Origin of the sequence: Streptomyces sp. PU-14G, from assembly GCF_041028275.1 — a bacterium.
In the GTDB taxonomy this organism is placed as follows: domain Bacteria; phylum Actinomycetota; class Actinomycetes; order Streptomycetales; family Streptomycetaceae; genus Streptomyces.
Genome location: NZ_JASKYT010000189.1, coordinates 1 through 13003 on the forward strand (window position 1 = coordinate 1; position 13003 = coordinate 13003).

The 13003-nt window shown below is 70.7% G+C and carries 9 protein-coding genes, 1 tRNA gene and 1 pseudogene; 2 read left to right on the forward strand and 9 right to left on the reverse strand.

Going from position 1 to position 13003, the window contains the following annotated elements:
* Positions 1-269 precede the first annotated feature (269 nt).
* The 8 genes from AB8Z75_RS21200 to AB8Z75_RS21235 all read right to left on the reverse strand — a co-directional run bounded on the left by AB8Z75_RS21200 (position 270) and on the right by AB8Z75_RS21235 (position 11014).
* Positions 270-959 carry a class I SAM-dependent methyltransferase gene (locus AB8Z75_RS21200; protein WP_369204314.1) on the reverse strand — a complete coding sequence of 230 codons (690 nt, stop codon included), beginning with the start codon at positions 957-959 and terminating at the stop codon, positions 270-272.
* Positions 960-1043: 84 nt separating this feature from the next.
* Positions 1044-2333, reverse strand: a complete 1290-nt coding sequence (locus AB8Z75_RS21205) for a DegT/DnrJ/EryC1/StrS family aminotransferase (RefSeq protein ID WP_369204316.1) — start codon at positions 2331-2333, stop codon at positions 1044-1046.
* A 72-nt stretch (positions 2334-2405) separates the two neighbouring features.
* On the reverse strand, positions 2406-4742 hold the full coding sequence (locus AB8Z75_RS21210) for a hypothetical protein (protein WP_369204318.1): 2337 nt from the start codon (positions 4740-4742) through the stop codon (positions 2406-2408).
* 34 nt (positions 4743-4776) lie between these two features.
* On the reverse strand, positions 4777-5793 hold the full coding sequence (locus AB8Z75_RS21215) for a Gfo/Idh/MocA family protein (protein WP_369204320.1): 1017 nt from the start codon (positions 5791-5793) through the stop codon (positions 4777-4779).
* A gap of 276 nt (positions 5794-6069) precedes the next feature.
* Entirely contained in the window at positions 6070-6540 is a 471-nt protein-coding gene (locus AB8Z75_RS21220; protein WP_369204322.1) for an NUDIX domain-containing protein, read from the reverse strand.
* On the reverse strand, positions 6524-8026 hold the full coding sequence (locus AB8Z75_RS21225) for a M28 family peptidase (protein ID WP_369204324.1): 1503 nt from the start codon (positions 8024-8026) through the stop codon (positions 6524-6526). Before AB8Z75_RS21225 ends, AB8Z75_RS21220 begins: the two co-directional genes overlap by 17 nt.
* A 427-nt stretch (positions 8027-8453) precedes the next feature.
* Entirely contained in the window at positions 8454-9431 is a 978-nt protein-coding gene (locus tag AB8Z75_RS21230) for a LysR family transcriptional regulator (RefSeq protein ID WP_369204326.1), read from the reverse strand.
* Between the two features lie 71 nt (positions 9432-9502).
* Positions 9503-11014 carry an MFS transporter gene (locus tag AB8Z75_RS21235; RefSeq protein WP_369204328.1) on the reverse strand — a complete coding sequence of 504 codons (1512 nt, stop codon included), beginning with the start codon at positions 11012-11014 and terminating at the stop codon, positions 9503-9505.
* 212 nt (positions 11015-11226) lie between these two features.
* Here AB8Z75_RS21235 and AB8Z75_RS21240 point away from each other — a divergent pair, with 212 nt between their 5' ends.
* Together AB8Z75_RS21240 and AB8Z75_RS21245 are read left to right on the forward strand one after the other, a co-directional pair.
* Positions 11227-11694 carry a hypothetical protein gene (locus tag AB8Z75_RS21240; RefSeq protein ID WP_369204330.1) on the forward strand — a complete coding sequence of 156 codons (468 nt, stop codon included), beginning with the start codon at positions 11227-11229 and terminating at the stop codon, positions 11692-11694.
* 397 nt (positions 11695-12091) lie between these two features.
* Positions 12092-12232, forward strand: a pseudogene (locus AB8Z75_RS21245) (IS5/IS1182 family transposase); the annotation flags it as partial.
* 628 nt (positions 12233-12860) lie between these two features.
* Here the strand turns inward: AB8Z75_RS21245 and AB8Z75_RS21250 are convergent.
* Positions 12861-12934: transfer RNA gene (locus AB8Z75_RS21250), tRNA-Thr, on the reverse strand.
* Positions 12935-13003: the final 69 nt, after the last annotated feature.

The following is a 13003-nucleotide window of genomic DNA, read 5'->3' on the forward strand; positions in this document are numbered from 1 at the left end:
CGGCCGGCCCCGTCCGGTCACTTGGAGTGCAGCTCCAGCAGGTGGTACGGGGGGGGGGGGGGGGGGGGGGGGGGGGGGGGGGGGGGGGGGGGGGGGGGGGGGGGGGGGGGGGGGGGGGGGGGGGGGGGGGGGGGGGGGGGGGGGGGGGGGGGGGGGGGGGGGGGGGGGGGGGGGGGGGGGGGGGGGGGGGGGGGGGGGGGGGGGGGGGAACGGGAGGGGCGGGGGGCGGTACGGGGCCGGCCGCCGTGAGCGCGGCCGGCCCCGTCCGGTCACTTGGAGTGCAGCTCCAGCAGGTGGTACTCCATGACGCGGACCACCTCGATCCGGCGGACCTTGCGCAGCAGCTCGACGCGCATGCCGTTCTCCGCGGCGAAGGCGTCGATGCGCTCGCGGTCACCCAGGTCGGCGGTGCCCATCAACAGACGCCCGCCCGGCGTCAGATGAGCACGGGCGCCCGCGATGAAGCGGGCCTGACCCTGATAGCCGGGATCGAAGACGGCCGAGTGCAGATCGGTGGAGAGCGAGAAGCCGTCCTCCACGTAGGTCCACGGCACGTTCCAGAAGATCGCGTCGAAGCGCTCGTCGGGCTGGAGCGCGGCGTACAGGTCGCTGTGCAGGGCCCGTACCCGGTCGCCCACCTGATGCCGTTCGGCGTTGGCGCGGGTGTTGGCGACGGCCTTCTCGTTGATGTCCAGCGCGGTCACGGAGGCGCAGCCTTGGAGCGCGGCGGTCACCGAGATAACGCCGGTGCCGCAGCCGACCTCCAGGAAGGACCCGCCCTGAGGGTAGGGCAGCACCGAGGCCATCACCTCGGTCGCCGCGGTGAGGGTGCCGGGGAAGACCCCGCGGTGCAAGGTCCACTCCCGGCCCAGCAGGCTGAAGGAGTCCGGCAGGTCGTCACCCGACATGGCGTGCTGAAGCACCTGGGCAGCGGCTTCGGGGGATTCCTTGACGGTCATATCGGTCCTCTCCGTGGGCTGTCTGTCGGCTTTCGTCGGCTCTTGATGTGGGGAACCGGAGGTGGGTGCTGCTCCTGGCGGTGATCATGGGCTCAGCCGGGCGGCGTGCCGCAGCAACGCGTCACGGTTGCGCTCGACCTTGCGGAAGGCTTCGACGTACGCGTCGATCAGCGGTTCGTCGCCGGGCCAGTCGGTGAACGTGGGCAGGGACAAGGCGTGCTGTTCGACATGCTCGGCGTGCGACCCGGGCGCCGGAGAGCTGGGCTCCTTGAACGCGCCCGGGAACAGGGGGTTCTCCGCGCCGGAGTAGAGCGGCAACGTGCCCAGCCGTGGCCCGGAGGGCGCACCGACCTCCATGCCTTCGGCGCGCAGCGCGTCGATGAGCACGGAGCGGGGAAGGCCGCCCATCGCCTCGGGCCGGTACAGCGGCTTGTAGCCGTACCAGGCGCCCATGTCCACCTCGTCGGCGGTGTGCACCGGCTCCAGGTAGGAAACGGAGCGCAACTGCCGGGTGAAGTGGTTCAGGCAGTGGTGGCGGGCCTTCTTGCGCGCGGGGAAGGACGCCAGCGCGTGCCGGGCGACGATGGCGTTGAACGGTGACATGCGCAGCTTGAGTCCGAAGCCGGTCACCCAGAAGGCCCGCAGGTCCTCGTCGAGCACGGCATCGCGGGAGCGGTCGCGGTAGTGGCCCAGCAGGGTGGCCCGATCGTGCAGCAGCGGATCGTTGGTGACCAGGATGCCGCCCTCACCGGCGAAGACGGCCTTGTTGGCCTGGAGGGAGAAGACGGCGGCGTCCCCGAAGGTGCCCACCGGCCTGCCCTTGTAGCGGCTGCCGTGCGCGTGCGAGCAGTCCTCCACGACCCGCAGCCCGTACCGCCGGGCGATGTCCAGGACCGCGTCCATGTCACACGGGTGGCCCCACTGATGGACGGCTGTGATCACCTTCGTGCGCTCGGTGATCGCGGCCTCCAGCGTCTTGGGGTCCAGGCACCGGCTCGCCGGGTCGATGTCGGCGAGCACGACGTCGCCGCGCAGCGCGAAGACCGGGCTGAGCGCGGCATGGTAGGTCAGCGCTGGGCCGATCACCCGTACACCCTCGCGCACGCCGAGCGCGAAGTACGCGGCGAACAGGGCACTGGTACCGGAGTTGAAGGTGACCGCGAAGCGGGCGCCGCCCTCCAGGAAGTCGAGGAAGTCCCGCTCCAGCGCACCGATCGGGCCGGCGTTGCCTCTGATGGAGATGTCGGTGTTGCGCTGCCGGGCAAGCTCGGCGAGCTCGGCCTCGTCGGCGGGCGGCGGCCAGACCTCGTGCGGGAGGGGCTGGTGGATGACGGGGGCGCCTCCGAGGAGGGCGAGGGTGTCGTCGGTGGTCATGAAGCCTTTCCTGACGTGGGTGTCGGCTGACCGGTGTGTGCGCACGGCGCGCGGCGCGCGGGCGCGAGCCGCTCACCGGCTCGGGGCGAACCGCAGGTCGCGGCCGGCGAAGTCGATCCGGCCCTCCCCGACCGCGTAGCAGCGCAGCAGCATGGCGTGCCGGTTCAGCGGCTCGCCGGTGGTGATGCTCAGGCGCACGTCGGCGCTGCCGCCGGCCGGTACCCGCACCGTGCCGGGGTCCAGGTCGAAGCCGAAGCCGTGCGGCTTGCCCCGGGTGATGCGGGCGCCCAGGAGCACGTCCCTGTCGTCCTCACCGTCGTTGGTCAGCCGCAGGCGCAGCCGGGTCTGGCCGCCGGGAACGAGTACCGGGTCGCCCTCGACCATGAGGGTGAGCGTGTCGTCCTCGGTGTCCTGGGTGGCTCCGCACACCGGGCAGGTGATCAGCAGACGGCGCAGTCGGGGCCGCAGCACGTGGGCGCTGGTGTACCGGTGGGTGGCCTCCCCGCAGTACACGCAGGCGGCGTACGGACTCTCCACCCGCTGGACGGCGTAGGCGGGCCGGTATGCCTCGACGAAGTGGTACTCGCGGGTCTCGGTGAGCCGCAGCAGAGTGGACAGCAGGTGCTGGTCGAGCCGGGCGCAGTTGGCCAGGATCCGCTCAGTGGCCTTGTGCAGCGGCTCGGACTGAGTCAGCTCGCTGGCCGCCGTTCTGGTCCTGCGCGCCACGGCCGGCAGGCTGTTGGCGGTGTCGGTGAGCACCGAGCGCGCCTTGTCGAGCTTGATGTCGAGGCAGGCGAGGTTCTCATAGCGTTCGACGGCGCGCACGATACGGTCGGCCGCGCTGGTCCGACGGGGCTCCACCGCCACGGAGCGGGAGGTCTCGGTGCCGGTCAGCGGCCTCTCCCGGAACCCGAAGACCAGCGCGTTGAGTTCGCCGTCCTCGCCCTCGGTGACGGAGCCGTAGACGGGGAGCTTGCCGCCGAAAGGAACGACGGGCGCAACGGTGAGTCGGCCTTGACGGTGTGCGTCCCGCAACTCGGGGCCCTTGAGACGGACGCGGGTGAAGGCCGGCAGCGTCCCCTCGAAGGTGATCTCCGCCCGGCCCGGGGACTCCTGGTAGCTCACCGCATCGGGGAGGGGCCGGGCCCGCTCGGGCGCGTAGCGCGCCTCGGGGTCGCCGATGACGAGTACCTCGGGCGCGTCGATGCCCCACCGGTGGAGACTCTCGTTCACCTGACGCACGGCGGCACCGACGGTGTGCCCCTCCTCCAGCAGGTAGTGGAAGAGCAGGTTCTCCCCGTGCGTGCCGTCCTTGAGCAGTGGGCTGGCGATGTAGCTCCCGGCCCAGGCGTCGAGGAAGCGCTGGGCGACGGTGAAGCTGCCCCGCCCGCCGAAGAGCTGCGTGCCGAGCTTGACCGTCAGGCAGGCGTTGGCGAAGACGAGCTGCGCGGTTATGGAGGCCGGGTCCCACCGGCGAGCCTCGGGGTAGACACAGCCGTCCCCGTGCATGCAGGCCGGGAGGGTGGCGCCGGGCTGCCGCCGTGCCGCCTCCAGTTTCTCCGGGTCATCGGTTCGCCCGCACAGCAGATCGTGGGGGGTCAGCCGCAGGTAGTCCTCGCTGCCATGGGTGATCACGCTGAACAGCCTCAGCAGTCCCGCGCGCTGCCCCGTGGCGGTGGCGTCGGCTTCCCCAGCGGCGGGGTGGGCGAGGGCGGCGGGGTCGACGGCGTCCTGCGGGTGGATAGTCAGCCGCCCGTTGTGCAGCGGCTCCTCGCCCTTCAGCAGGGGCGCAACCAGGACGTCCTCGGCGGCCGGCAGCCGGGGGTAGAGCACGGTCTTGAGGACCAGTTCGCTCAGCTTGGCCGGCGTGTGCGCGTGGAGAACACCCAGCTCGAGGTGGGGGAACCGGGACCGTATCCGGGTGGTGAGGCCGAAGCCGAGCAGCGCGGCCGGGCCGATGAGGGTCACGAAGCGCGGCGCGACGGCGTGCACGGCACCCAGCACCGCGTCCTCGTCGTGGGTGATACGCAACTGAGCATGCTTGGCCCACGCGAAGGCGGCGGCCGCGAAGGCGAAGTCCCCGACCGTCCCCCTGGGTCCGGCGTCACCGGGCCGTGTCGCCGGGGCCGTGCCGTCCATGGGCGCCAGCGCGATGACGAGATGCTCGGAGCGTGCGTCACGCAGGGCCGCGACGGCCTCCTCGGGGGTCGCGCCACCGGCCCCGGCGGGCGTGTCGCGGGCGGCGGGTGCGGTGGCCACGCCCAGCCGGGCGGCGATCCGGCGGGGCCATCGATGGTGTCCGCGCGGGTCGAGGGCGCCGGGCGGCGGGCCTGCGGGGCCGACGGGACCGGCGAGCGCGGCGGCGAGATAGTCCCCGGGCGTGTCCGCCAGGGTGATGGTCAGCGTCACGTTCCCTCCAGGTGTGAGGCGAAGGGGGCGCGGGTCAGGCGCACCGGTCGGCCAGCGCGCTGGGCTCGGTGGAGCGGCTTCGGTAGATCGCGTCGATGGTGCGGACGGTGGCCAGTTGGCGGCGCAGGTGCGCGCGGCGCAGCGCCCGGTCGTCCAGGTGCGCGAGGTAGTGCGCGAACATGGCGCGGACCGCCTCGCTCTTGGGGCCGCCCCATTCGTGACGGTCCACGATCTGCCCTCCCGGCGGGTGGAGGGCCGCGACCTGCGGAGTGACGTTCAGTGCCCCCGCGGTGCCGAGGATCGTCAGGCGCTCGGTCTTCTCGTGGTTGTGGCGCGAGATCCGCAAGGACCCGGCCAGCGCGGGCGTGGCGTAACCGCACATGACGCTGACGAGGTCCTCCAGGCGGCGGTCCCGCATCTCCCGGTAGTGGTGGACGAAGGCCGCGTGCACCCGGGTGGGCTCGGGGAAGAGACCGCCGAGGACATCGATGAGGTGGTAGCCCATGTCGAGCAGGACCCCGCCGAGTGCGTGCTCCCGGCAGGCCCGCCAACCACTGGTGGGGCGAGCGAGGTTGAGGTGATAGTCGTAGCTGAACCAGTACGGCTCGCCTATCCGGAAGAAATTCTTCTCCGTGAAGGAGAAGACGGGATTGAAGTTCCGCTGGAGCAGCGTGAAGACGCTGCGGTCGGCCTGTTCGGAGAGCCTGGCGAGCTGCTGCGCCTCGGCCTCGGTGACCGCGAACGGCTTTTCCTTGATCACGTGCTTGCCATGCAGCAGTAACTCCCTGCAGACCGGATAATGCGCGTGGTGCGGCACGGTGACGAGGGCCACCTCGAAGTCGACGCACTTGAGCGCCTCACCGACCCTGTCGAACTGCGGAAAACCCCCTTCCTCTGCGAGCGCGGGGGCTGCGGGAGAGTAATCGACTCCGCCGACGATGTGCGCATGCTCGCGCACGACCGGCAGATACTCCTTTCCCTGCTGGCCCGCGAAGCCGACCAGCAACACCCTGGGGCGACTGGGCTCTGTTTTCCGTGCGCGCGTTGACATGCAGATCTCCCCCTTTTTTGAAATGGCTGTGAGGATGGTTCGGGTGGCCGGAAAGGGCGGAACGCGCACCGCTGTCCCCCAGACCGGCCTGACCTGTTCACCGCGTGCGCCGCCGCGTCAACCGTCGCTGGGGCACGTCGATGCCGGTCGGCATCTGTGACCGTCCGTAGCTGTCTGTCGCTGTATGCCGTCGGCTGTCGCCACCGTGTGCTGCTCGCCGCCGCGGTCGGCGGTAGCCGCCGCGTGCACGGGCGGCCATCACCGTGTCCGTCGCCGTCAGTCCGCCGCTCGGACCTCGGCCATGACGGCCAGTTGGCGGTGTGCCGCGGACACCAAGTCTTTGATGAAGGTGCTTCCGGTGCGCCAGGTGTTCTCGTCCAGCAGCGCCAGCTCCCCGGCGCCCACCCAGGCAAAGTCGGTGTGCTTGTCGCGTTCCAGTCGTGGAGCCGTCAGATCACCGTCCACCTCGACGAGATAGTCCGTCTCGACGTGCTCGACGCCACCGTGGGTCCAGTGCTCCCGGGCGAGCTCGGCGAGAATGCGGCGCAGACTCCAACCCGTCTCCTCCTCGATCTCCCGACGCAGCGCCTCGTACCGGCCCTCGCCCTCTTCCACGGCCCCGCCCACGACGTCCCAGCAGCCCGGAAACAGCCGCCGGTCCTCGGACCTGCGCTGCACGAACACCCGCCCGTGCGTGTCCGTGATGAGGGCGCCGACCACCGGCCGCGCCTCAGCCCCGGCTGCCATCGGCGTCCCTCCCGCTCGTCGCTCCGGGCACAGCGGCGGATCCGGAGTCGGGGGCGGACAGCGGATGCCGCGTGTAGTGCCGCAGGACCTGCCGGAAGGCGTCGGCGTGCAAGGCCGCCGCCTTCGGGCTGTACTGCCGAGTGCGATCGCACGGCAGGTGGTAGCAGGGATCGAAGGGGGCTCCGGCGGTGCCGCCCCACAACGCGGCCTGCTCCCGTGTCTTGGTCTCGAAGGAGCCCCCATAGAGCCCTCCGGTGGGGATCCCGGCGGCGACGAAGGGCACATAATCGGAGCGCCCATCGGCGGGTGCGGGACGCGAGGCATAGCCCCGTTCGGCGAACGCCTCGGTCAACCGGCGGGCGATGCTTTCGGCGCCCGGCGCCGGTCGCTGACCCGAGACGGGGTCGGTGGCGTGGGGATCGAGAGTGAACAGACCCGGGTTGGGACTGCCGATCATTTCCAGGTTGAGGTACAGCTCCGTGCGCTCGCGCTGCGGTGCCGAGAGCGCATCGACATAGTGGCGTGAACCCAGCAGGCCGAATTCCTCCGCGCCCCAGAAGCCGAAGACCAGCCGATTCCCGCCCACGGCACCCCCTTGCCGGGCGCTGTCGAGCGCGGCCTCCAGCAGGACGGCGGCAGCCACGCCGTTGTCGTTGATACCGGGGCCCTCGGGCACGGAGTCCAGGTGGGCACCGCTGACGACGGTGTGTTCCGCGTCGCCCTGCAGGCTGACGGCGATCAGGTTCTCGGTCGTCCGGGTCTCGGTCAGCGAACGCAGGTCGAGCCGGACCCGGCGCCCGGTGTCCGCCTCGCGCGCGAGCCGGACACCGGTGGCCCGGGAGACGCCACCGACGGGGATGCGTGCCCTACCGTCCGACGCGAGCCAGGCGTGCAGTTCGCCGGGGCCGGTGTTGGCGACGAGTATGGCCTCGGCGCCGGCCGCGGCGGCGACCCGCTCCTTCTCGTCCATCTCGCAGCCGTCGGCCGCGACCAGGGCGATGGCGCCGCGGACGGAGGTTCCGGCGTAGTCGTCGGCCGCGCAGCCGGGCACGGGCTCCCCGTCACCCGGAGCGACGATCCGGCGTTCCAGGCCGCCCTTGGGCGTGGACGGCGAGTATCCGGCGGCGACCACGGAGGGGGTCGTGCCGTCGTGCAGGGCGAGCCTCTCCTTTAGCGTCTCGGTGTAGCGGAAGGGGAATTGCTGACGGTGGGTACGGAACCCCGCCCGCTTGAGGATTCCCTCCGTGTAGTCGATCGAGGCGGCATGTCCGCCAGTGCCCGACGCCCGGTTCCCGCCGTGCGCGTCCGCGATCCTCTCGAACTGTGCGAGATGCGCGGAGACGCGCTCCTGTGAAATACCGGGTCCTTCGTCGAGGGACGCTTTTCCGGGCGCTGTGGTGGTGGCCTGGGAAGTGGGGGAGAGAAGGAATTGAATCGACGTCAGGACGCCAATGCCTGAGCAGAGTACACGTCTACGGATTCGCATAGCGCTGGACAATCGGTCTCCACAAGAAGGTTTCCGTGGGCGTTCGGTGGCCGATGTTTCCGCAGTGTGGAAGCCGGCGACTCCGACGCCGGGAGGAATTCACCCCGGTGATATGGAAGAGCCCGCCGCAATTGCCACTCGAACAGTACTCGATCGCCCCGTGGCCCGAAGAACACCGCGCACGACTTCGGTCGCCGCACGATCTCCTTGACAGGGAACGAGAGTCCATGATTCACGGCGGCGGCGGTAACGGCCGCCGACGGGGCGGAGGGGAGGACGTCCGGCTGGGTAGCGGGGCACGCCGCGGGCGTCGGGAGGGAGCATGGGGCAACGCGTGGCCCGGGGAGGGGTTCCCGTGCACGGCTGGGCGTAAACGGTCACTTGCGAGCCACCGAGGCGACGGATCAGTCGGGCGGAGATGGCTGGATCAGCCGCGAATAGCCCGCCGTTCATCGAGCAGAGCGAGGTCTTCCTTGGGCAACCAGTCCGCACGGGGGGTGTAGGCGAGCCAATCCGCCGCCACCGCCCGCGCCATCGTGATCATGCGCTCCACGAGGGGGTGCCCGTTGCTTCGCAGCCACACCAGCGACCAGGGGTAGAGCGGTCTCGGCTCTACCAGCGGCAGACAACGGATGTCGGACGAATACCCGTACGACACGTCGGAGCCGCCGAGGCATACCATCTCCGCGTGCTCCCAGAGGAGTTGCACGAAGTGCTCCTCGGAGATCGCGGGCCCGGAGAGCGTGAGCGAGAGACCGAACTCCTCGGCCAGGTGGCGCACGAAGCTGTGCCACTCCGAGTCCTGGCCGTAGTGCGGCATCCAGATTCCGGTGCGGCGCAGGTCGTCCATCGTCAGCCGGTCCCGGCCCGCCAGCTCGTGGCTGCGCGGCAGCAACGCACAGACCGGCTCGAGACGGACGAATTCGTGGTCGGCACCGGCGGGGGGCCGCGCCGCGTCGTGCACCCGGCCGAAGGCGCAGTCGATCTCGCCGCGCGTCAGGGCCGGCAGGGACACCCGCAGCGCTTGGCGACTGCTGATGTTCACCGGCAGCTCCGGGTCCTCCTCCAGGAGCCTGCGCACCAGCCGCAGCGGGGCCAGCCGCCCATCGACCACGTCCACCCGCAGCGAGCGCTGGGCGGGGGAGCGGGCCGCCTCGGCCGCCGCGGCGGCGGCCGCGAGCACGTTCCGGGCCGGGCCGAGGAAGCGCCTTCCCGCGTCGGTGAGGTCGACCCCGCGATGCCCCCGGACGAAGAGCGGAACGCCGAGCAGGCACTCCAGTCGGCGGACGCGCTGGGAGACGGCCTGCTGCGTGATGACGAGCCGCTCGGCCGCCCGCCGGAAGTGCATCTCCTCGGCGGTGACCACGAACGACCTCACCAGCGCGAGATCCAGGTCGACGTCCACAACAACCAATTGTTGGGCGACAATTACTGGTTGTCAATGCAAATGAGCGGAGCCTCCCGGAGAGGCGCCCGTTAGGAGGGGACCTCGTTGGGCTGCTCGGCCCGGGCGGCCGCGGGCGCCGACGGCGGCCGGGTGTTGATCAGCGCGGCGGCGAGCAGTGCCGTGACGAGCAGGATGCCGACCGAGAGGGCGATGGCCACCGTGTAGCCGTGCACCGTGCCCTCCGCGACGGCTGCCGCCGACGTGCCGTGCTCCTTGAGGTAGTCGCTGGTGGCCGAGGTGGAGATCGTGTTCAGCAACGCGACGCCCAGCGAACCGCCCACCTGCTGGGCGCTGTTGACCAGCGCGGCGGCCGCTCCCGCCTCGTGCGGCGCCACCCCCGCCGTCGCCGTGCTCATCGCGGGCATCATGACGCAGCCGATCCCGAGCCCGATGAGGATCTGCGCGGGCAACAGCAGCTTCAGGTAGACCCCGTCCATGCCCGGCTCCAGACCGGTGAGGATGGTCATGCCCAGGGCCGCGACGACCAGGGCCGGGGCGATCAGGAACCGCGGCTGCGTCCGCGGCAGGATGCGCCCGGCAATGAACGAGGCGCCGACCACGATGCCCGCCGTCAACGGCAGGAAGGCCACCCCGGTGAGGACCGGCGAGTAGTCGAGGATCACCTGGAGGTAGTAGGTCATGAACAGGAACAGCCCGAAGAGGCCGACCTGCGAGAGGGCCACCGCGAGCAACGAGCCCCCGCGTCCCCGGTGCACGACCACCCGCAGCGGCAGCATGGGCTGACCCGTCCGCCGCTCCACGAGGGTGAACACCGCCAGCATCACCACACCGAGCAGCAACAGCCCGAGGACCAGCGTGTCGTCCCAGCCGTGCTCGGCCCGGGAGAAAGCGTAGACGATGGCGAGCAGCCCGCCGCAGCCCAACAGGGCGCCGGGAAGGTCGAGTTTGCTCGGGCCGGTGGTGCCCCGGTCGCGCGGGAGGAGCGTGCAGCCGAGCAGGGCCACCAGCGCGATCGGCGTGTTGACGTACAGACACCAGCGCCAGTCCAGGTATTCGGTCAGTACGCCACCGGCGAGCAGCCCGATCGCGGCGCCGCCGCCGCTGAGGGCGCCATAGACCCCGAATGCCTTTCCGCGTTCCCGGGGATCCGTGAACATCGTGGTGATCAGAGCCAATGCGGCGGGCGCCAGCGCGGCGGCGAAAAGACCCTGGAACGCGCGGGCCGCGAAAAGAATACCGGGACTCGCCGCCGCACCGCCGAGTGCCGAGGCGAGACCGAATCCGACGAGCCCGGCCATGAAGACGCGTCTGCGGCCGAGGAAGTCGGCCACCCGGCCGCCGACCAGCAGCAGCCCGCCGAAGCTCAGCGTGTATGCGGTGATCACCCATTGCCGGTCCGCGTCCGACATGCCCAGGTCGGCCTGGGCGGACGGCAGAGCGATGTTGACGATCGTCGCGTCGAGGACGACGAGCAACTGGGCCATGCCGATGACCACCAGGCCCCACCAACGGCGCGAGTCCGGTGACGGCGGGGCACCGGTTTCCGGGACTTCGGAATTGGGCTCGGATGTCTGGGGCATGGCATCGCCTCTTGTCTCAGTGGAAATGGCTCAGCGACGGCGGGAGCGGCAGACGTGGAATCCGGCCCCTGCCTCTGCGCGGATTTCCAGAACAGCAGGGCGAAGTGGGCGCTGTCCAACAAGCAGGACTTCGCATTCGACAAGTACTGATTGTCACGCCATCGCTGAAGAACGCATTGCCTGGAGAACAATTCCGATAGAGGGAAGCGACGTTGCGGGACACCAGATCTCGCGCCGGTGAGCGGCCCCGCCCGGAAGGCGAGGAAGGGGAGGAGTTCGGGCCCGCGCTGCACGAGGCACTGGCCGGAACGAGGGTTCACGCGGTGGAGGGCGCGGCTGTGGCGAGGGGGTCGGCGGCGTGGCCGTCGGTGCTGCTCTCGCCCGGGTCGGGGGAGTACCGGGCAGGGTTGACTGCCGTGGCGGAGGAGTTGGCCTCGCGGGGGTACGTCGTGGCGGGCGTGGACCACCCCGGCGACGCGGCGGCGGTGGAGTTCCCGGACGGACGCGTCGTCCCCCACCACGGGCCGGAGGACGGGGGGAGGACGATGCCTCCGCCGGCCTGGAGACCGTTACCTCGCCATCCGCGTCGCCGACCTCCGCCGCGTCCTGGACCACCACTCGTGCGACCGGGGCCTCGCCATGTCCAAACAGCCTGCTGGCAGCTGAAGGTCAGCTTGTGACAACGGCTCTGTCGATTGGTCTCCGTGTCCGCCTGGCGGTGGTGTCGTCAGGAAGTGACGCCACCGAACTGTCTCCGAAGCCACTTGCAGGCATGCCTGGTGAGCGGTGCGGAGAGGTGTTCGAGATCCCGTTCGTCGCTGAGAGACCCAAGCGCTGGCGAACTGCTTCGGGGCCCTCACGTTCTCCCCCTCGGATGGACGGGGCTGTGCAGACCCTACAGAGCCACGCGGGGGCGATCTGTCGTTGTCGCGAGGCTGGCCGCCTCTTCTGCCGGTTCGTCGGCGCTCCCCTCGTACACAGGCTCTGCACCGTTCCCAGTGCGGCCCCCACAGACGCCGCCCCGGCAGGCTCCGCGCCGACAAGGCGCGCCACTCCGCCGAGAGGCTGAAGTGGCTGCGCGAGCGAGGCATCGTCCCGCGCATCGCCCGACCCGGCATTGAGACCGGCGAGCGCCTCGGCCGGCACCGCTGGAAGACCGAGCGGGCCATCTCGTGGCTGTTCGGCTACCGCCGCCTGACCGTCCGGTACGAGCGAAAAGGGCAGTCACTTCCTGGCCTTCCTCGGACTCGCGGCAGCGCTTGCGATGCCGCCATGACGAGGTGGCAGAGCGCCTCCACGGGCGCGCGGGCAGTGCCGTCATCGATGCGCACGGGCCGGACAGCGTGCAGTGCCGGTGCCTGCTTCTTCTCCTCTGCCGTGGCTTTGGTGATCGCGTCCGCGATGGCCTCCGGAGTCATCAGGTGAACTGCTTCCTCTGGGGCCATGGCCGATTGCCGAGCCAACGTCTCTACGAGATGCGCCGCGACGCCCTGCACAGCAGTGGCCTCTACCTCGGCTCCGTGAGTCAGGAGCACAGCGCTGGCCTGCGTCACAGGGACCGGAAGGGGACGGTGTCTATAGGGTTCGGCACGGCCCCCAGCGTAGGCGCGGCCCTTGGAGCGCTTCCACAAATTCCGGCATTGAGTCCGGAGGCTCTGCTCGACAGCGCGACGCCTCTGGGAAGCCGGTGCCCGCGCTCCCCTCTGCACAAGCTCTGCGCCCATGCGCTCCCCTCGCGCTCCCTTTGGACGAGGCGGCACGAGAGCACGGGTCTGTCATGCAGCCCAATGCCGCCCAGAACATGAAAAAGCCCAGGTCACGGGTTGTGTGACCTGGGCTTCAGACGAGCCGCCTAAGGGAATCGAACCCTTGACCTACGCATTACGAGTGCGTCGCTCTGGCCGACTGAGCTAAGGCGGCGGGTGCGTGCGACCAGTGTGGGGGCCGCTGCGGCGACAAGTCTACAGGGTTCGCGGGGGTGGTCGGGAC